Genomic DNA, 18,032 nt, shown 5'->3' on the forward strand with positions numbered 1-18,032 from the left:
CCCGGAGCCGCGGCGCCGTTTGCGGTGCAATTGGTCCTCGGACAAAGCCAGGCGTTGACTCCACCGCCGTTCTGGCGGCAAAAACGACGAGCAGAAGATTTTACCGGTGCAAACATGACGAAACCAATCGTTGCCATTCCTGCCGATATCCGCAGCTTCGACGGCGCGACCTGGCATGCCGTGCAGCATCAATATGTCGGTGCCGCATTGAATGCGGCCGGCGTCATGGCCTTCGTGATCCCCGCCTTCGAGGCAGGCTACGATCCCGACGCGGTGCTCGACCGCGTCGATGGTCTGCTGGTATCAGGCTCGGCCAGCAATGTGCATCCCTCGCTCTATGGCGCCGAGGCGACTGACAGGGACGGTCCCTTCGACCCCGCCCGCGACGCCACCAGTTTGCCGCTGATCCGCCGCGCCATCGACCGCGCCATCCCGCTGCTTGCCATCTGCCGCGGCATTCAGGAACTGAATGTCGCTCTCGGCGGCTCGCTGGCAAGCGAGATCCATGAGCAGCCCGGCATCTGGGATCATCGCCGGCCGGAAGGGGTCGACCGTGACGGCATGTATGCCATCCGCCAGACCGTCCATGTCAAGGAAGGCTCCTGCATAGCAGGCATTCTCGGTTCAGGCGATATCCGCGTGAATTCGCTGCATCGCCAGGCGATCGCCAGAACCGCACCGCGCCTGCAGGTGGAAGCAATCGCCGAAGACGGCACCGTGGAAGCCGTTTCCGTCATCGATGCCAAGGCCTTCGCCGTCGGCGTGCAATGGCACCCGGAATATTGGGCCGAAACCGACAAGGCGTCGAACAAGCTGTTTGCCGCCTTCGGCGACGCCGTCCGCAGCTACGCCGGCGGCAAACGTCCGGTTATCACAGCACCGGCGACCGCCTAGGAGGCAGTCGAGCTCAGCCGCGCTGAATTTTTTTGCGGCGTCTCCGGCACCGGCGTCAGCGCTGCCCCTTTCTCGAACCAGGCGATGAGATTGTCGGCAACCAGATCGGCCATCGCCACGCGGGTGGGCACGGAGGCCGAGGCGACGTGCGGCAGCAGCACCGTATTGGCCGGTTCCAGCAGGCCGGACGGCACGCTCGGTTCTTCATAAAAGACGTCGAGGCCGGCCGCACCGAGCGCGCCTGATGCGAGGGCGGCACTCAGCGCTTCTTCATCAACCGTCCAGCCGCGGCCGACATTGACGAGAACTCCGTTCGGACCGAGAGCGGCCAGGATATCGGCATCGATCGTCTTATGCGTCTGCGGCGTCTTCGGAACGATGGCAATCAGCGTATCCACGGCCTCCGCCAAGCCCTTCAACGTCGGGTGATAATCGTAGGGCGCATCCGCATGGCGCGAACGCGTGTGATAACTGATCTTCACCTTGAACGGCTCCAGCCGCCTGGCGATCTCGAGGCCGATGCGGCCAAGGCCGTAGAGCCCGACATGGCGGCCCTTGAGCGAGAAACGTGACAGCGGATAAGCCGTGCCCGGCTTCCAGTTGCCGGCACGCAGCCAGGCTTCGGCCCGCGGCAATTCGCGGATCGTGTTCAGGAGCAGGCCGATCGCCGTATCGGCAACCTCGTCGTTCAAAACATCTGGCGTATTGGTGACGACGATGCCCTTTTCGGCTGCACGCTTCACATCCATGCCGTCATAACCGACGCCGAAACTGGCGATCACCTCGACACCAGGCAACTGGTCCATCCAGGCGCCGGGAAAAGCGCCGGAGACGGCGACGCCGCGGATGCGGCCGGCAGTGTCGCTGTCGAGCGTCAGCCTTTCCTCGCGAGCGACAGCGATGATTTCAAAACGATCCTTCAGCCTTTCGAGAACACGTTCGTGTATTTTCCCAGGAACGAGAATGGCGATGCGGGACATGGCTTTTCCTCTTGGACGGGGTCTGGTTCAGGCGCGGGGCCGATGGGGGCTGGTCGACTGGCGGATGCGCATTTCCGGCTTGATGAGATGCATGCCGTCAGGTTCGTGGCTGCCGGCAAGACGATCGAGAAGTGCGCGCGCAGCCAGACGGCCGACTTCGGTCTGGCCGTTCCAGACGGTCGTCAACGCCGGCGTGGCGATCGAGGCTTCCTCGAGATCGTCATAACCGGTGACGGAAATATCGCGGCCCGGCACCAGACCGGCGCGGGCAATGCCGTTCATCAGGCCGATCGCGACGAGATCGTTCCAGCAGACCGCCGCCGTCGGCTTCTGCGGCAGCGAGAGGAAATGCACCGCCGCCTCGAAACCGCCCTGCTTCGAGCGGGGCCCGGGAATGCGCAGATTCGGATCGACTTCGATGCCCGCCTTGCGCAGGGCGTTGACATAACCCTGGTAGCGGTCGCGGCCGGTGGATGTCTGGTCCGTACCGCCGATCATGGCGATCGAGCGGTGACCGAGACCGATCAGGTGATTGGTGGCGAGCGAGATGCCATAGCTGTCGTCACCGCGATAGGTCGGCAGCTCCAGACCGTCCATCGAGCGGGCGACGAGGATCGCCGGCATGCCGTTCTCTTCCGCCAACTGCAGATCTTCCGGCGGGGTACCGATCGCCGGCGACATGATGACGCCGTCGCCGCCGAGCTGCAGAAGCGTCTCGATGAAGGTGCGCTGCTTTTCGACATTGTCATAATGATTGGATAGAATGAAGGTATGGCGGCTGCGGTCGAGCTCGCTTTCGATCGCCTTCAGGATTTCGCCGTAGAAAGGGTTCATGATGTCGTGCACGACGACACCGATGATGCCCGAGCGTGAGGTGCGCAGGCTGGCGGCACGCCGGTTGTAGATATAGCCAAGCGCGCGCGCCTGCTCCTTGATCTTCTCCCGCGTATTGCCGGCCACCAGCGGGCTGTCGCGCAAGGCGAGCGATACGGTCGCTGTTGAAATGCCGAGCGTTTCGGCGATTGTCGATAGCTTGATCTTCTGGACCACGTGTCCTCCTCCAGGCAGCACGCAAGACAGCAAGACCGCACGGCAACCGGCGCGGTCCCCTTAAAATGTTTAATTAAAAGATTTAACCGGCGGAGGCAATTCGTCTTTCAGGAGAAATTTCAGTCTTCGTCCGGTTCTTCGATACCGTGCGCTTCGGCTTGCAAATTGGCGTCGATCGCCTTCAGCAGGCGAACCAGATTGCGGATTTCCTTTTCTGAAAATTCCTGCGTCGCCAGTCTGTCACAGGCCGAGGCCGCCATTTCGATCGCCCGCACGCTGTCACGGCCGAGCGCAGTGAGATAGACCTTGGTGAGGCGCGCATCCTCGGCATCGGGCTTGCGCTCGAGAAAGCCCTGCGCCTCCATGCGGCCGATCGTCCGCGTCATCGTCGGCGCCTTAACCCCGAGCTTTTGCGCAAGGCCCCCCGCCGTCATACCGTCGCTCTCGGCAAGCGAGAGAATGACGCCGTCCTGGCCGGCATAGAGACCGCTTTCAAACAGGTTGCGCGAGAGCACCGTGCGCATGGAACGGGCCGCCTGGGTGAGCGCCGGAGAAAGATCGACGAGCGTGTACTCCGTCTGGTCCTTCTTCTTGGACTTGCTCTTCTTGCCGTCCTTATGCTTCTTTCCCATAGCCATCCCTTTGATCTTTAAGCCCCGACGCCTCTGCGATATGACATTGCCCATGATCTCGTCATAAACAAGAGGCAACGACCGGATGATGACGCCTTCGCCCCGCTTCGACGACAGCGGCTCGGTCCGTGCCTCCGGCGCAGGCCGCCCGATCGCCCTGCTGCCGCTCGGTGCCCATGAGCAGCATGGCCCTCATCTGCCCTTCGAAACCGACACGCTAATTGCCAACGGCATCGCCGGAAGATTGAAGAAGGCCCTACCCGCCGGACTGTCGGTAACCTTCCTGCCCACCGAATCGGTCGGCTATTCCGTAGAACATATGGATGTTGAAGGAACGAAGACGCTCGCCTTCGACGAAGCGGTCAACCGCTGGCTCGGCATTGCCGAAGGGCTGGCGAAGAGAGACATTCGCAAATTCGTTATGCTGAACGCCCATGGCGGCAATTCGCCTCTGATATCGGTCGTCGCGACCGAGGCGCGGGTCCGCTTTGCCATGCTGGCGGTGGCGACGAGCTGGACCCGCTTCGGCCTGCCAGATGGCGTGATTGCGCCGGAGGAAAAGGCGATCGGCATCCATGGCGGCGATATCGAGACCTCGGTCATGCTGGCGCTTCACTCCGACAAGGTAGACATGGCAAAGGCTGAGGATTTTTCCTCGCGGCAGACGGAATTCGCCACCCGCTTCAAGCACCTGCGCGCCTACGGACAGCATGCCTTCGGCTGGAAGATGTCGGACATTAACGAACAAGGCGTGGCTGGCAATGCCGCGGCTGCGACGGCCGAAAAGGGCGAGGCGTTGATTGCTCATGCGGTGAAGGGGCTGGTGGAACTTTTGGAGGATGTCGATGCATTCGACGTCGGCGAACTCCGTTGAAAAAGCGATCGTCTGCATCGGGCGGCGACGTGATCTTATAACATATAAAATCCTTTGAACTGCGGTGCCCATGCCATTATATGAGACCAACCGCTCAAAGGCCGATCCCTAGCCGTTCGGCCGTACGCCTAATTTAGAGGTTCTCATGACCGACGCGATCTCCACCCAGAAGCCTATTCCCGTCACCGTGCTCACCGGTTATCTCGGTGCCGGCAAGACGACCTTGCTCAACCGCATCCTCTCCGAAAACCACGGCAAGAAATATGCGGTCATCGTCAACGAGTTCGGCGAAATCGGCATCGATAACGACCTGATCGTCGAATCGGATGAAGAAATCTACGAGATGAACAATGGCTGCGTCTGTTGCACGGTGCGCGGCGACCTGATCCGCGTCGTCGAAGGCCTGATGCGCCGCCCCGGCCGTTTCGACGGCATCATCGTCGAGACGACGGGACTTGCCGATCCGGTACCCGTCGCTCAGACTTTCTTCATGGACGACGACGTGCGCGCCAAGACCGAGCTCGACGCCGTCATCGCGCTTGTCGACGCCAAGCACCTGCCGCTGCGCCTGAAGGACAGCCGCGAGGCCGAGGACCAGATCGCCTTCGCCGATGTGGTCGTCATCAACAAGAGCGACCTCGTCACCGCGGAAGAACTGGATGTGATCGAAGACATCGTCCGCGCCATCAACCCGGCCGCCCGCGTCTACAAGACCAGCCGCTCCGGCGTCGACCTCGCCCGCGTGCTCGATCAGGGCGCCTTCAGCCTGGAACGCGCACTAGAAAACGATCCGCATTTCCTGGAGCACGGCCATGACGACCACGTCTGCGGCCCGGATTGCGGTCACGACCACCATCAGCATGGTCATGAACACGACCATCACCATGATCACCACGGGCACGAGCATCATCACCATGGCGCCATGTCGGCGATCCACGATGTGACGGTGCAGTCGGTGTCGCTGCGCGGTGGCCAGATGAACCCGGAACGCTTCTTCCCCTGGATTCAGAAGGTCACCCAGATGCAGGGCCCGAACATTCTTCGCCTCAAGGGCATCATCGCCTTCAAGGACGACCCCCAGCGTTACGTCGTCCAGGGCGTGCACATGATCATCGAAGGCGATCACCAGCGTCCGTGGAAGGAGGGCGAGAAGCATGAAAGCCGTCTCGTCTTCATCGGCCGCGATCTCGACCGCGAAAAACTCGAGGCTTCCTTCAAGGCCTGCGAGGCGGCTGCCTGATGCCGACAGTTGCACCGCTTGACCTCGACGGCCACATTCTGGCCGTCGAATTTTTAGGTGATATTCCCTTCTTCGCAAACGCAAACGGCACGTTTCACCGGCTGGACGGCGGCGAGAGGGTTTCAGAAGCCCATCAAGGCATGCTCACCGCGATCCGCGATCCCTATAGCGAAAGCCTGATCTCGGGCGGCGAGGACGGCAAGGTCCTGCGCATCGCGGCCGACGGCAGCGTCTGCGAACTCGCGAGCGCGCCGCGCAAATGGATCTCGCAGGTCGCGGCCGGCCCCCAAGGCGCCATCGCCTATTCCTACGGCAAAAGTTCGCTCGTGCGCCTTGCCGACGGCACGACCAAGGAATTCGCAGAGGAGCGCACGGTCGAAGGCATCGCCTTCGCGCCGAAGGGTCTGCGCATCGCCGCCGCCCGTTACAACGGCGTGTCGCTCCACTGGGTCGGCATGAGCGCCAAGCCGGTCGATCTCGAATGGAAGGGCGCGCATACCGCCGTCACCTTCTCGCCCGATGGCAATTTCCTCGTCACCTCGATGCAGGAAAACGCCTTGCACGGCTGGAAGCTCGATAGCAAACCCGGGGCCGAAGCTCGCCACATGCGCATGACCGGCTACCCCGCCAAGGTGAAATCCCTTTCCTGGTCGATCAAGGGTAAATGGCTCGCCTCCTCGGGCGCCCCGGCTGCCATCGTCTGGCCCTTCCAGGGCAAGGACGGGCCGATGGGCAAGGCGCCGCTCGAGCTCGGTACCCGCGCCAACATCATGGCGACCTCGGTGAAGTTCCACCCGCTGGAAGATATCCTCGCCATCGGTTTCATCGACGGCATGATCCTCGCCGTTCGCATCGCCGACAGCAAGGAAGCCCTGTTGCGCCGACCCGGCAAGGGCGCGATTACAGCCATGAGCTGGAGCGCAAACGGCAAACTGCTGGCCTTCGCCTCCGAAGCCGGCGATTGCGGCGTTGTCGACATCTCGGCCTGAGCCCTTGGCGGCGCCTGAAATCGTCGCGCTTGGCGCTGCCCATATACGGGCGCCGGCTTAACCGAACTGGCTGGAAGATCGGATGCCAAAGCCTTAGAATACCGGACTTGTCGATCTTGCCTGGACGCATGAAGATCGGCGCAGCTATTGCCTGGCCGTGACTGACAGAGGAAATGCAATGCCGATATCGACCGGCCTCGGCTTGGCCGAGCAACAGCCGCAATCCTTGGACGGCGTATCCATCTGGGCCGTGATCCGCGCCGAGGCGGGCGAGCTTGCGGCGCGCGAGCCGATATTGCGGCGGCTGCTTGCCGAGCAGGTGACGGACGCTGCCGGCAGCCATGAGCTTCTCGCCCGCGTGCTGGCCGCGCGGCTCGCGGTGGCGCGAGTTGAAACGAGCGATCTGTTCGATCTCATCCTGTCCACGCTTGATAACGACATCATGCGAAAAGTCGAGGCCGATCTCGCCGCCGTGCGCGAGCGCGACCCGGCCTGCACGACATTTCTGCACGCGCTTCTGAACCTCAAGGGCTTTCATGCGCTGCAGACGCATCGCATCGCCCATGCGCTCTGGAGCGCAGGCCGCCCAGAGATCGCCACCTGGCTCGCCAATCTCGCCTCGCTGGTCTTCGGCCCCGATATCCATCCGGCAGCGCGGATCGGCGCTGCCATCATGCTCGACCACGGCTCCGGCATCGTCATCGGCGAAACGGCTGTCATCGAGGATGAAGTATCGATCCTGCAGAACGTCACGCTCGGCGGCACCGGCAAAGAGACGGGCGACCGTCATCCGAAGATCCGCCACGGCGTTATGATCGGCGCAGGCGCTAAGATTCTCGGCAATATCGAAATCGGTGCCTTCAGCAAGATCGCCGCCGGCAGCGTCGTGCTGAAGCCGGTCCCCGAACATTGCACGGTCGCCGGCGTTCCGGCCACTGTCGTGCGCATCCACCGCGGCGATGAGATCCCGGCCGAGACGATGGATCAGAATATTTAAGCTTTCGGGAGACCCCTCGTTTCGCCATGGGGCCTGGTTTGCCAGAATCCTTCGATTTCGGCCCGCCGCTGCGGTGAAGCCGCCCGCACTGCGCCAATGATGTCGGCCAGCAAACCATGCAGCAGATCCCGGTAGCCGTTTCGGGCCGAGGGACCGCTCTCTTCGGACGTCATGACGACGGTCAGATCGAGCGCCGGCACGATGTAGAGCATCTGGCCGCCATAACCCCAGGCGAAATGCACCTGCTCGCCGCCGATTTCACGCGTGAACCAGCCATAGCCATATTCGTCGCCGGAGAAGCGCGAATTGGTGCGATGCTGCCACGATTGCGCGATCCAGTCGGCAGGCACCACCTGCACTCCCTGCGTCGTACGCCCGCCATTGCGATAAAGTTCGTCAAAGGCAAGCAGGGACCGGGCGCTCATTGCCATCTGATTGCCACCGAGATAGATGCCCTGTGGGTCGCGCTCCCATGCGCCGATGCGGAAACCCTCGACCGGGCCGAGCCATTCGCGCGCCAGCGCCAGGGTCGACCGGCCGCTGACTTTGGTCAGAATGGCCGAAAGCAGATGCGTGGATGCGGTGGAATAGAGCATCTCCCTGCCGGGCTGATCGACGAAAGGCTGCGAGAGCGCAAAGCGCACCCAGTTGCGCGAGGAGACCCAGCGGCCATAATTCGGCCCGGACATACGGTCGAGCCCCGCCTGCATGGAGAGAAGATTGCCGATGGTGATGTCGTTGAGGCGCGGGTCGGGCGATGAGGGAAGATCGGCCTTCAGGATCGGCGCGATCTTCTGGTCCGGCCCAGCAAGCAGTCCTCTGTCGATCGCGATACCGACGAGGGACGAAATGATCGATTTCGAAGCGGATTTGATATTGGTCGATTCCGACGGCGAATGACCACGGAAGCCGCGTTCGATGAGCACGCGTCCGTCGCGAGCGACGACCACCGTCTTGAGCGGCCGCAGCGCCGGATCGCTCGCCGCTTGGTCGAGCCGCGGACCAAGCCCGGCGGCGGACGCCGTGCTCTGGGCGGACGCCAGGCCTGTTGCGCCAAACGGCAGGCAGAAGAAAAGGAGAAGGGAAAAAATACGGCTCATGCGGCCGAAGATAGGATATCGCCGCAGTATCTTCGCGTGCCCATGGCACTTTTCACGCGATCGTGTCTGCTGGTGAGCCGCTACCTGCGCCTCATCCTCTCGGCTGGAAAGACAATCCGCGCCGCAACCACGACAGGGGCGCGGATAATACCGGGAGGGAAAATTCCCTATCCCACCGGCGGGCGCGCAGCTCAAGTTGCGCGGCGAACCGGCGCGCTGGCCAGCATGCGTCCCGAGGGAACGATCATGCCGGCCGCGCCGTCAAGCCAGCCTTCGGTGAGCTCAAGCGCGAGAAAGCGCGAACGTTCGAACGGACCTGGCATGACAAGATGGCGTGCCTTTTCGGCGAAGAAACCGAAACGCTCATAATAGGCGGCATCGCCGACAAGCAGGACGGCGCCATGCCCGCGGTTCTTCGCCTCGAGAATTGCCGCGCGCATCAGGGCCGAGCCGACGCCCTTGCCGCCGTGACGGCAATCGACGGCCAGGGGGCCGAGCAGCAGCGCGTTGATCGGCGTGCCTTCGGCGTTGACGCCGGCCTCGACGTTCCAGAGCCGTACCGTGCCGATCAGATGGCCGTCGCGATCACGCGCGACCAGCGCAAGTCCTTCGGCCGGAATGCGGTTGCGACGGATTTTCTCCGACGATTTCTTGCGGCGGTCAGTGCCCATGACGCGATCGAGCAGGTTTTCACGCGCGACGACATCCGACGGATTTTCGGCGTCGATGGTGAAAATGGAGGGCGCAAAGAATGCGCGGACAGAATCAAGAACAGCGGCCATCGTGGCCTCTCGCACTCAAAACCGTTTCAGACGGTGACTTCGGAGAATTGTGGATTTGCCGCCCCGGCTGGTTACGGGACTAGCAGAAACAAGACCTTAGATGACGTAGGCCTTCAGCGGCTCGAAGCCGTTAAAAGCGACTGCCGAGTAGGTCGTCGTATAAGCGCCGGTGCCTTCGATCAGCACCTCGTCGCCGATCGTCAGAGACAGCGGCAGCGGATAGAGGTTCTTTTCATACAGCACGTCGGCCGAGTCGCAGGTCGGGCCGGCGATCACGCAGGGCTCCATCTCGTCGCCGTCGCGCTCGGTGCGGATCGGGTAACGGATGGCCTCGTCCATGGTTTCGGCGAGACCGCCGAACTTGCCGATGTCGAGGAAGACCCAGCGGGCGTCGTCATTGTCCGACTTCTTGGAGATCAGCACGACTTCCGCCTTGATGACACCGGCATTGCCGACCATGCCGCGACCCGGCTCGATGATCGTCTGCGGGATCTGGTTGCCGAAATGCGTCCGCAGCGCCTGGTAGATCGACTTGCCGTAAGCTTCCGCGGACGGAACGTCACGCAGATACTTGGTCGGGAAGCCGCCGCCCATGTTGACCATTTGCAGGTGGATGCCCTGCTTGGCCAGTTGCACGAAGACACGCTTGGCATCGGCAAGAGCCGAATCCCAGGCATCGACCTTGGTCATCTGCGAACCGACATGGAAGGAGACGCCGTAGGACTGCAGGCCGAGCTGATGAGCGTAGACGAGAACGTCGACGGCCATCTGCGGAACGCAGCCGAACTTGCGCGACAGCGGCCATTCGGCGCCCTCGCCATCGGTGAGCACCCGGCAGAAGACGCGGGCGCCGGGAGCGGCGCGCGAGATCTTCTCGACTTCCTCGTGGCTGTCGACCGCAAAGAGGCTGACGCCGAGCGCGTGCGCGCGAGCAACGTCACGCTCCTTCTTGATCGTGTTGCCATAGGAGATGCGGGCAGCAGTCGCACCGGCTTCGAGCGCCATTTCGATTTCGGCAACGGATGCGCAATCGAAATTGGAGCCGAGGCCTGCGAGCAGCTTCAGCACTTCCGGAGCCGGGTTGGCCTTGACGGCGTAGTAAATGGCGCTATCCGGCATGGCGTGACGGAAGGCGTGGAAATTGTCTCTGATAACATCGAGGTCAACCACGAGGCAGGGACCGTCGGGACGTCGGGTTGCGAGAAAGTCGCGGATGCGCTGGGTGGTCATTTCAGTTCCCTCTTCCAAATTCCAGAGCTCCGGCAGGAACCGGAGGACAAAGGGCATACGAGAACTCGCATTGGAACCAGCCGGTGGAGACCCCGGAACCATAGCAAGCGCTCGATGCGCGGATAGTGAACCAACGCCGCGGACGCGGTGTAAGTTCGGCTTTGTCTGCCATGGATTGGAGGGAGAGTCCCAACCGCACTTCCGGCAATGATGGTGTGCCTCTTCAGTAACCCCCACTGATGGAAAGCAGGGAGAGAACAAAAAGGCCCGCACCGTCGTTGCTTCAGGCGTCCTCGCATTTTCCGGTTGGCCGGAATAGCGACTGGAGGGGTTAATTCCAGGTACCTTACCGATTTCCTCACCAATTCGAGGGTTCGGCGGACACCCATGGGCACGTGCGACTTTGGGCTGACTGGGAGATAAGAATATTCGCCTTCATAATCAAGCGATTTTTTGATCCTGTGGGCAAAAAAATAATTGAACAGGACGGGCCAATTTGTTCAATGTTCCGAAACAGTTCTAGGAAAGCACTATGGATACCTTGACGCGCATACGCGCCTTCATCGATGTCGTCGAGGCTGAGGGCTTTTCCGCCGCCGCCAGGCGCACCGGCCGCTCAAAGGCGCTGCTGTCGAAATATGTGCGTGAACTGGAAGACGAGCTCGGCGCACTGCTGCTCAACCGCACCACCCGGCAGTTCTCCATGACGGAGGCCGGCCACACCTATTATCGCAGCGCCTCCGATATTTTGAAGGAGATCGACAACCTTGCCGATCTCGTGCGCGAAAACAATGCACAGCTGAAGGGACGATTGCGCGTCTCCGTCCCCCGCACCTTCGTCGACGCCGACGTCGGCCAGTCGCTGATCGATTTCGCCGGCGAGAACCCGGACCTTTCGCTGGAGATTGCCGCCGACGACCGGTTCGTCGACCTGATCGAGGAAGGGTTTGACGTGGCGATCCGCATCAGCAAGCTCGAAGATTCCGGCATGATCGCCCGCAAGATCTCCGATTTCCGCGTCCACCTCTGCGCCACCCCGGATTTTCTCGAGCGCCATCCCGATCTCGAGCATCCAAGCGACATTTCCAATCTTCCCTTTATCGTCGATACCAATTCGCGCACCCAGGGCAGCATCCGCTTCCACAATCCTGACAACACAACCTTCGCCGTCGCCGTCTCCGGGCCGATCGAGGTCAACAGCCCGCACGCGACGCTGCGCGCTGCCCTCGCCGGCATCGGCATCGCCCTTATTCCCGATTTCATCGCCCGCAAGCCGATCGAAAGTGGCGAGCTGGTGACGCTATTCAACGATTACATCCCGACCGACCGCGGCATCTACGCCGTCTATCCGCACCGTCGATACCTGCCGGCCAAGGTGAGGATCTTTGTCGATTACCTGCACAATTGGTTCAAGAAGCATCCTTGAGATCTGCACGGCAGGACCTGTCCGGTCGGACGATGGAGCGGTGCTGATGGGGACTCACCGACAAACCGGTCCCAATTCCGTCCCAATTTCTGGCAAGAACTCGGGTCGAGCGAATAAGGCAGCGGGACGCATGAACAAATCCATACCATTGATCACCGCGCTTCTTTCGCTGGCGCCGGCCGCCGCCTTTGCGCATCCGCACATCTTCGTGGAGGCGCGGCTCGAAGTCGTGGCCGGTGCTGACGGCAGCGTCGAAGAACTGCGTAATGTCTGGCGCTTTGACGAGGTCTTTTCCTCCTCGGTCGTCATGGATTTCGACAAGAACACCGATCTGAAGCTGGAGCCGAACGAACTCGCGCAGGTCGGCAAAACGGTGAAGCAATCGCTTGCCGATTACGATTATTACATGAACCTGACGATCAACGGGAAGAGCATCACCGTCCAGCAGCCGGACATCATCCATGTCGACTATAAGAACGGCCAGCTCCTGATGTTCTTTGCGGTCAAGCCGGCGGAGAAGATGCCGCTCAAGGGCAGGCTTACCTTCGGCGTCTACGATCCGACGCTCTATACGTCGATTGATTTTCCCACAGACAACGAGCTGGCAACGGTGGGCGACGGCTTCAAGGCCTGCAAACACCAGGTGGTAAGGCCGGATGCCGACGAGGTGATCTCGCAAAACAAGCAGTCGCTGACGGACGCCTTCTTCAACGACCCCACCGGCACCAACATGTCCAAACTCTTCGCCACACGGCTGGAGCTCACATGCTGATCAAACGCCCGTCCCTCATCCTTTCCGCAGCACTGCTCGCGCTCCTGACGGCGGCAAGCCTCGCCCACGCGCAATCGCCGCTCGGCATCGGCACGGCCGAACCGAGTTTTCAACCGACAGGCGGACCGTTTGCGCCGCTTTTGCTCTACGTGAACTATGAACAGCAGGCCTTCTACAGGGCGCTGACTGGTGCGCTGAAGGGCATGCGCGAAGATCCGTGGCAGCTGACATCGCTGATCGGCCTTTCCTTCGCCTACGGCGTCTTCCATGCCGCCGGCCCCGGTCACGGCAAGGCGGTCATCTCCTCCTACATGATCGCCAACGAGGTCGAGCTGAAGCGCGGCGTGGTTATTTCCTTCATTTCGGCTTTCATTCAGGGCGTCGTCGCCATGGCGCTGGTCGGCGGCGCCTGGCTGGTGCTGCGCGGCACCGGGATTACGCTGACGACAGCCACTCATGCCATGGAAATCGTGAGCTTCATCATGGTCATCCTCTTCGGTGGCTGGCTGCTGTTCCGCAAACTGCGTTCGATGGCAAGCCATCTGCCGCGCCGCCGGCTGTTGGCGACGTCGGCCGGTCCGGTGTCCATGATGCTGGAATGGAAGGATAACGCAGCCGAACGCCAGTCCTATGCCTTCAACGGCAAGGCGCAGGCCGTGAACGCCGGTCACAGCTTCGTTCCCGGCATCGCCTGCCAGACCTGCGGCAATACGCACGTGCCCGATCCGGCCCTGCTCGCCGGCGACAGGTTCAGCGTCCGCGAGGCCTGGTCGGCGATCGTAGCCGTCGGCCTTCGACCCTGCTCCGGGGCTTTGCTTGTCATGACGTTCTCGCTGCTGAACGGCCTCTATCTCGGCGGCGCGCTTTCGGTCGCTGCCATGTCGCTCGGCACGGCGATCACGGTTTCCGTGCTCGCGACCCTTGCCGTCACCGCCAAGAGTGCGGCGGTCCGCCTCTCCGGACGCGGCTCGACGGCTTCCGTCTGGGTTGGCAACGCCATTGAAATCCTCGGCGCCCTGCTTGTCGTCCTGATGGGCGCCGTCCTGCTCGGCGCCTCCCTGCAAGGGTAGACTATTTTCCTCTGTGGCGCTGATAGCGCGCCCGCAGCCAGAAGACCGCAAAAAACGCCATGATCAGGCAGAAGCCGACTGTAATCCCCAGCGTCGGCGAGAAATTGCCGATCCATAGAACGATGGTCGGCAGAAAATAGAGGACGATGCCCGCGCCGAGCAGGATGACAGCGGCGGCGATCGCCTGCGAGCGGCTTTCCGGGCTCACGCGAGCCTTTCCTTTTCCAGATCCGCACGAATATCCTGCAGGCGGCGGATCTGTTTGCCGGCCGCGTCAAAATTTTCGGGCGAAAGCCAGGCCTCGAAAGCATCGTTGATCAGCGGCCATTCGGCGTCGATCATCGAGAACCAGGCGGTGTCGCGATTGCGATGCTTGGAGATCATGTGCTGACGGAACACCCCTTCAAAGCTGAAGCCGTAGCGCAATGCCGTCGCCTTGCTCGCCTCGTTCTTGTTGTCGCATTTCCATTCGTAGCGGCGATAGCCGAGATCCTCGAAAACATGTTTGGCCATCAGGTAATGCGCTTCGGTGGACAGCGGCGAACGGCTCATCTCGGGACCATGAGCCACGCCACCGATTTCGACGACGCCGTTTGCCGGGTCGGCGCGCATGTAGTTCGCCATGCCGACGACCTTGCCTGTGGCGTTGTCACGGAAGATATGGGTGAGCCAGCCGGACTTGGTGTCGACGCTTTCCAGCCAGTTGGCGAAATCCTCGATACCGGAGAAGTCGTCTTGCGCGAAATAAAGAAGCAGCCGGTTGATGCCCATGCCGCCGAGCCCGTCCCACAGCGCCTCGAGATGTTCTTCGCGACGATAGGGCTCGACCGTGACGAAACGGCCTTTCAGCGTAACCGGCTTCGGCGCCGGGCAGCCCTTGAAATTTGCAAGATCGCGCATGTTCACTCCCCTATTCCAGAGCCTTCCCCGGGAGGGGATAGGCCAGTCGCCCGATAAAGGCAACCGGCCTGGATGTCACTGTGACAAGGTCGTCTTGGCGGATGACACCGTCGCCTCGATATGGTCGACCAGCTGATCGGCGAGGCCGAGTCGCCCCGCAAGCAGATCGAGATAACCGCGCTCGGCGCGCGAATCCGGATCGATGGTCAGCCGCGAAGCGGTGTAGAGCTCGACGCGCTGTTCTTCCGTGACCGCCGCAGCTACGAGCGCGTCGATATCCGTCGGTGACGCAAGTTCGCCCTCGATGAAAGCGGCGACCTCGCCGCTGACGTCAGCGGCCTTGATCTTGTCCATGATCAGGGCGCGTTCGGCGTCGTCGATATGGCCGTCGGCCTTGGCTGCGGCGATCATCGCCCGGATCAGCACCAGCACGAATTCGTTGCTGCCAGCCGGCGATGCCGGTCCGAAACCGGATTCAACGGGCGGCGGCAGGAGCACCGGATTGTTTGCCGACGGCGCATCCGAGGGGGCCGCGGGCGCTTGGCCCGACTGATAGTTCTTGTAGGCCTGATAGCCAAGGCCGGCGATAGCGGCAAGACCGCCGATCGCCAATGCATTGCCGGCGATACTGCGACCGGTCTTGGTGCCGAGAAGCACGGCTGCGATCGCGCCGGTCTTCATCGGATTGTTCTTTGCCGTCTGCATGGCCTCGCCCGCCCTGTCGCGGACCGAACCGCCGAGACCCGGCACCTGCGAACCCAAGAACTGGTCGAGAAGCTTCTTTGCGTCGAACATTCCTCGTCGTCTCCCTGTTTGAGGCCGGAGGAGAACATAGGTTTGCGACGGCTGAAATACAAATATTGGGCGTGGGGGCTGTGCCTGGCGCTCATACCCCGCCCATGCAACCTCAGGCCTTCAGCGCGGCGGCCTCAGCCGCAAGCTTGGTAATGCCGGTCCAGTCGCCGGCTGCGACCAGTTCCTTTGGCGCAACCCACGAACCGCCGACACAGACGACGTTCGGCAGCGAAAGATAATCCCTGGCGTTCTTCAGCGAAATGCTGCCGGTCGGGCAGAACAGCGTGCCGGCGAGCGGCGAAGAGAGTGCCTTGAGATAAGCGGCGCCCCCGGCCTGCTCGGCAGGAAAGAACTTCAGCACCTGATAGCCTTCCTCACGCAGCGCCATGACTTCGCTGGCGGTCGCAGCTCCCGGAAGCAGCGGCACGTCGGAATCGGCGGCGGCATCAATCAGCTCCTGCGTCGTGCCCGGGCTGACGATGAACTTCGAGCCGGCCTCGACAGCCGCTTCCCAATGGGCGGCATTCAGGATGGTGCCGGCGCCGACTTCGGCGCCCTCGACCTCGGCGGCGACGGCGCGCACGGCCTCGAGTGCCGCCGGCGTGCGCATTGTGATCTCGATTGCTTTCAGGCCGCCTGCGACGAGCGCGCGGGCCAGCGGCACCGCCGACCTGGCATCGTCAACGATCAGGACCGGAACGACCGGCTGGAGTTTCAGGATGGAAAGGAGCTTCTCTGTTTTCTCGCCCATGGTCGCACGACCTCCTTGAAACGATTGAAATTTGCATTCCGAATAACGCCCTCGCCGAACCTTGTCGAGATAAAACCCGGCTGCGTGAGAAGAAGGGTATGAAATGCCTGGAAATTGGTCTACCGTGCGGCGATCGTCACAAAAGGTTCACCGACATGGCGAAAGAGATCGAGCGGAAGTTTCTTGTACGCGGCGATGGATGGCGTTCCGCCGTCGAGAGCAAGTCTGTCCTGAGACAGGGTTACATCGCCTCGATGGACGACCGTTCCGTTCGCGTTCGCATCCTCGACGGCAGGAAAGCGAAGCTGACGATCAAGATTGGCCGCAGTGCCATCACCCGTGACGAATTCGAATATGACATCCCGATTGCCGATGCCGAGGAGCTGTTGCAGAGCGCGATCGGCGTCGTCATCGAGAAGACGCGCTACCGCGTCCCGCATCAAGGCTTCGTCTGGGAAGTCGACGTCTTTGCCGGTGAGCATCGCGGACTGGTGATTGCCGAAGTGGAGATGACGGCAGAAACTGACAAACCCGTCCTGCCCGCCTGGCTTGGCCGCGAAGTGACCGGCGATTTCCGCTACTCCAACCAGGCCCTTGCCACAGAATACGGGCACGACAGGCATGGCCTATCGCATTCGGCCTGACGCCGATTTCACCGAGGCATTCAGGAGCGTCGCGACTGAGCAGCTGGAAGGTGCCATTACCTTTCTCGAAGAGCGGCCGGACGGTGCGCACGAGGCGATCCATTCCTTCCGAAAAAACCTGAAGCGATTGCGCTCGCTCTACCGGCTCGTCGCGCGCGAGGTGCCGGATTTCCAGAAACAGGAAAATGCAAGACTGCGTGATGCCGCGCGCTCGCTTTCGGCAATCCGCGACGCTGCCGCGCTCATCGGCACCGCCCAATATTTGCAGCATTCAGCCCGCGGGCAAGAGGAAAGCGAGGCGCTCGGCCGGATCGTCACCATTCTCGAGGGGCGCCGCGACTGGATGGCGGAGGCCGAGAGCGGCCTGCAACGGCGGCTGATAGAAGCCCCAGGCGTGCTGAAGGATGCAATCGCGGCTTTGGATGGCATTTCCTTCGATGGCAGCCACCGCAAGAACGCACGCATGCTGGCGAAGAGCTGGCGCCGCACCGCGCGCAAGGCCAAGGCGGCACTTGCCAGATGCCACGGCGATGCATCAGCCGGGGATTTCCATGATCTGCGCAAACGCTCCTATGATTATCGGCTCTACCACGCTCTTTTGCGCGACATCTGGCCGACCGCGATGAAGGCCAAGAGCGATGCGGCCAAGGAACTGGTCGAGGATCTCGGCCACATCCATGACCTTGCCGTACTCTGTGAGCTGGTCGAAGCCGAGCCGCAGCTCTTCACCCGCAACGACGATCTGGCGCATCTTCTTGACGCGATCATCTTCCGCCAGCAGGAAGACCGGCGGCACGCCCTCCTCAAAGCCGAAACCGTCTTCGCCGATGATCCCGATGAGGAATCGGAGCGTATCGAGCTTCTCTGGCTGACGGCTGCGAATTGAGCGATGGGCAGGCGCGATCC

General features: G+C 61.9%; 20 protein-coding genes. 10 read left to right on the forward strand and 10 right to left on the reverse strand.

Translation table 11 applies throughout. The features are described 5' to 3' along the window. Nucleotides 1–114: 114 nt before the first annotated feature. Nucleotides 115–894: a gamma-glutamyl-gamma-aminobutyrate hydrolase family protein gene (locus AC13QO_RS09600; RefSeq protein ID WP_221112653.1), complete on the forward strand. Its 780-nt coding sequence runs from the start codon at nt 115–117 to the stop codon at nt 892–894. Here the strand turns inward: AC13QO_RS09600 and AC13QO_RS09605 are convergent. The 3 genes from AC13QO_RS09605 to AC13QO_RS09615 all read right to left on the reverse strand — a co-directional run bounded on the left by AC13QO_RS09605 (nt 891) and on the right by AC13QO_RS09615 (nt 3,556). Further along, nucleotides 891–1,874, reverse strand: coding sequence for a 2-hydroxyacid dehydrogenase (locus tag AC13QO_RS09605; RefSeq protein ID WP_488540524.1), 984 nt, complete (start codon nt 1,872–1,874; stop codon nt 891–893). The two genes, AC13QO_RS09600 and AC13QO_RS09605, sit on opposite strands and share 4 nt — an antisense overlap. A 27-nt stretch (nt 1,875–1,901) precedes the next feature. Further along, nucleotides 1,902–2,924, reverse strand: coding sequence for a LacI family DNA-binding transcriptional regulator (locus AC13QO_RS09610; protein WP_020922290.1), 1,023 nt, complete (start codon nt 2,922–2,924; stop codon nt 1,902–1,904). Nucleotides 2,925–3,043: 119 nt separating this feature from the next. Further along, nucleotides 3,044–3,556, reverse strand: a complete 513-nt coding sequence (locus AC13QO_RS09615) for a MarR family winged helix-turn-helix transcriptional regulator (RefSeq protein WP_183698678.1) — start codon at nt 3,554–3,556, stop codon at nt 3,044–3,046. Nucleotides 3,557–3,641: 85 nt separating this feature from the next. Here AC13QO_RS09615 and AC13QO_RS09620 point away from each other — a divergent pair, with 85 nt between their 5' ends. The 4 genes from AC13QO_RS09620 to cysE all read left to right on the forward strand — a co-directional run bounded on the left by AC13QO_RS09620 (nt 3,642) and on the right by cysE (nt 7,656). Continuing rightward, nucleotides 3,642–4,430 carry a creatininase family protein gene (locus tag AC13QO_RS09620; RefSeq protein ID WP_488540525.1) on the forward strand — a complete coding sequence of 263 codons (789 nt, stop codon included), beginning with the start codon at nt 3,642–3,644 and terminating at the stop codon, nt 4,428–4,430. Between the two features lie 145 nt (nt 4,431–4,575). Then, nucleotides 4,576–5,670, forward strand: coding sequence for a CobW family GTP-binding protein (locus tag AC13QO_RS09625; RefSeq protein WP_488540526.1), 1,095 nt, complete (start codon nt 4,576–4,578; stop codon nt 5,668–5,670). Then, entirely contained in the window at nt 5,670–6,659 is a 990-nt protein-coding gene (locus AC13QO_RS09630) for a WD40 repeat domain-containing protein (protein ID WP_488540527.1), read from the forward strand. The genes AC13QO_RS09625 and AC13QO_RS09630 overlap by 1 nt, the downstream gene beginning before the upstream one ends. A 178-nt stretch (nt 6,660–6,837) precedes the next feature. Further along, entirely contained in the window at nt 6,838–7,656 is an 819-nt protein-coding gene (gene cysE / locus AC13QO_RS09635) for a serine O-acetyltransferase (RefSeq protein ID WP_285192519.1), read from the forward strand. Here the strand turns inward: cysE and AC13QO_RS09640 are convergent. The 3 genes from AC13QO_RS09640 to odc2 form a co-directional block, all read right to left on the reverse strand. Next, nucleotides 7,653–8,756 (reverse strand): serine hydrolase domain-containing protein, encoded by a 1,104-nt coding sequence (locus AC13QO_RS09640; RefSeq protein WP_488540528.1) that lies wholly within the window; start codon nt 8,754–8,756, stop codon nt 7,653–7,655. The genes cysE and AC13QO_RS09640 overlap by 4 nt on opposite strands. A gap of 191 nt (nt 8,757–8,947) precedes the next feature. Then, a complete protein-coding gene (locus AC13QO_RS09645; protein WP_285192517.1) occupies nt 8,948–9,538 on the reverse strand; it encodes a GNAT family N-acetyltransferase in 591 nt (196 codons plus the stop codon). 96 nt (nt 9,539–9,634) lie between these two features. Next, nucleotides 9,635–10,768 (reverse strand): ornithine/lysine decarboxylase, encoded by a 1,134-nt coding sequence (gene odc2, locus AC13QO_RS09650; RefSeq protein ID WP_085779503.1) that lies wholly within the window; start codon nt 10,766–10,768, stop codon nt 9,635–9,637. A gap of 532 nt (nt 10,769–11,300) precedes the next feature. On the opposite strand from odc2, the gene AC13QO_RS09655 reads away from it, so the two are divergent. From AC13QO_RS09655 to AC13QO_RS09665, 3 genes are all read left to right on the forward strand, one after another. Next, on the forward strand, nt 11,301–12,194 hold the full coding sequence (locus AC13QO_RS09655) for a LysR family transcriptional regulator (protein ID WP_064805022.1): 894 nt from the start codon (nt 11,301–11,303) through the stop codon (nt 12,192–12,194). 130 nt (nt 12,195–12,324) lie between these two features. Continuing rightward, a complete protein-coding gene (locus AC13QO_RS09660; protein ID WP_097597208.1) occupies nt 12,325–12,966 on the forward strand; it encodes a DUF1007 family protein in 642 nt (213 codons plus the stop codon). Beyond that, on the forward strand, nt 12,960–14,036 hold the full coding sequence (locus AC13QO_RS09665; protein ID WP_488540529.1) for a nickel/cobalt transporter: 1,077 nt from the start codon (nt 12,960–12,962) through the stop codon (nt 14,034–14,036). The genes AC13QO_RS09660 and AC13QO_RS09665 overlap by 7 nt, the downstream gene beginning before the upstream one ends. Nucleotide 14,037: 1 nt before the next feature. On the opposite strand, the gene AC13QO_RS09670 is transcribed toward AC13QO_RS09665, so the two are convergent. The 4 genes from AC13QO_RS09670 to AC13QO_RS09685 all read right to left on the reverse strand — a co-directional run bounded on the left by AC13QO_RS09670 (nt 14,038) and on the right by AC13QO_RS09685 (nt 16,482). Then, nucleotides 14,038–14,244: a hypothetical protein gene (locus AC13QO_RS09670; protein WP_085779506.1), complete on the reverse strand. Its 207-nt coding sequence runs from the start codon at nt 14,242–14,244 to the stop codon at nt 14,038–14,040. Then, nucleotides 14,241–14,936, reverse strand: coding sequence for a GNAT family N-acetyltransferase (locus tag AC13QO_RS09675; protein WP_085779507.1), 696 nt, complete (start codon nt 14,934–14,936; stop codon nt 14,241–14,243). The genes AC13QO_RS09670 and AC13QO_RS09675 overlap by 4 nt, the downstream gene beginning before the upstream one ends. Nucleotides 14,937–15,011: 75 nt before the next feature. Next, complete coding sequence (locus AC13QO_RS09680) at nt 15,012–15,731, reverse strand: tellurite resistance TerB family protein (protein ID WP_085779508.1); 720 nt, start codon at nt 15,729–15,731, stop codon at nt 15,012–15,014. Between the two features lie 112 nt (nt 15,732–15,843). Continuing rightward, nucleotides 15,844–16,482, reverse strand: a complete 639-nt coding sequence (locus tag AC13QO_RS09685) for a 2-dehydro-3-deoxy-phosphogluconate aldolase (RefSeq protein WP_085779509.1) — start codon at nt 16,480–16,482, stop codon at nt 15,844–15,846. A gap of 155 nt (nt 16,483–16,637) precedes the next feature. On the opposite strand from AC13QO_RS09685, the gene AC13QO_RS09690 reads away from it, so the two are divergent. Together AC13QO_RS09690 and AC13QO_RS09695 are read left to right on the forward strand one after the other, a co-directional pair. Continuing rightward, the gene (locus AC13QO_RS09690) at nt 16,638–17,126 is read left to right on the forward strand and encodes a CYTH domain-containing protein (protein ID WP_488540530.1); all 489 of its coding nucleotides are present in this window, start codon (nt 16,638–16,640) and stop codon (nt 17,124–17,126) included. Then, on the forward strand, nt 17,104–18,012 hold the full coding sequence (locus AC13QO_RS09695; RefSeq protein WP_488540531.1) for a CHAD domain-containing protein: 909 nt from the start codon (nt 17,104–17,106) through the stop codon (nt 18,010–18,012). The genes AC13QO_RS09690 and AC13QO_RS09695 overlap by 23 nt, the downstream gene beginning before the upstream one ends. Nucleotides 18,013–18,032 lie beyond the last annotated feature (20 nt).

This window comes from Rhizobium sp. CNPSo 3670 (assembly GCF_057784555.1).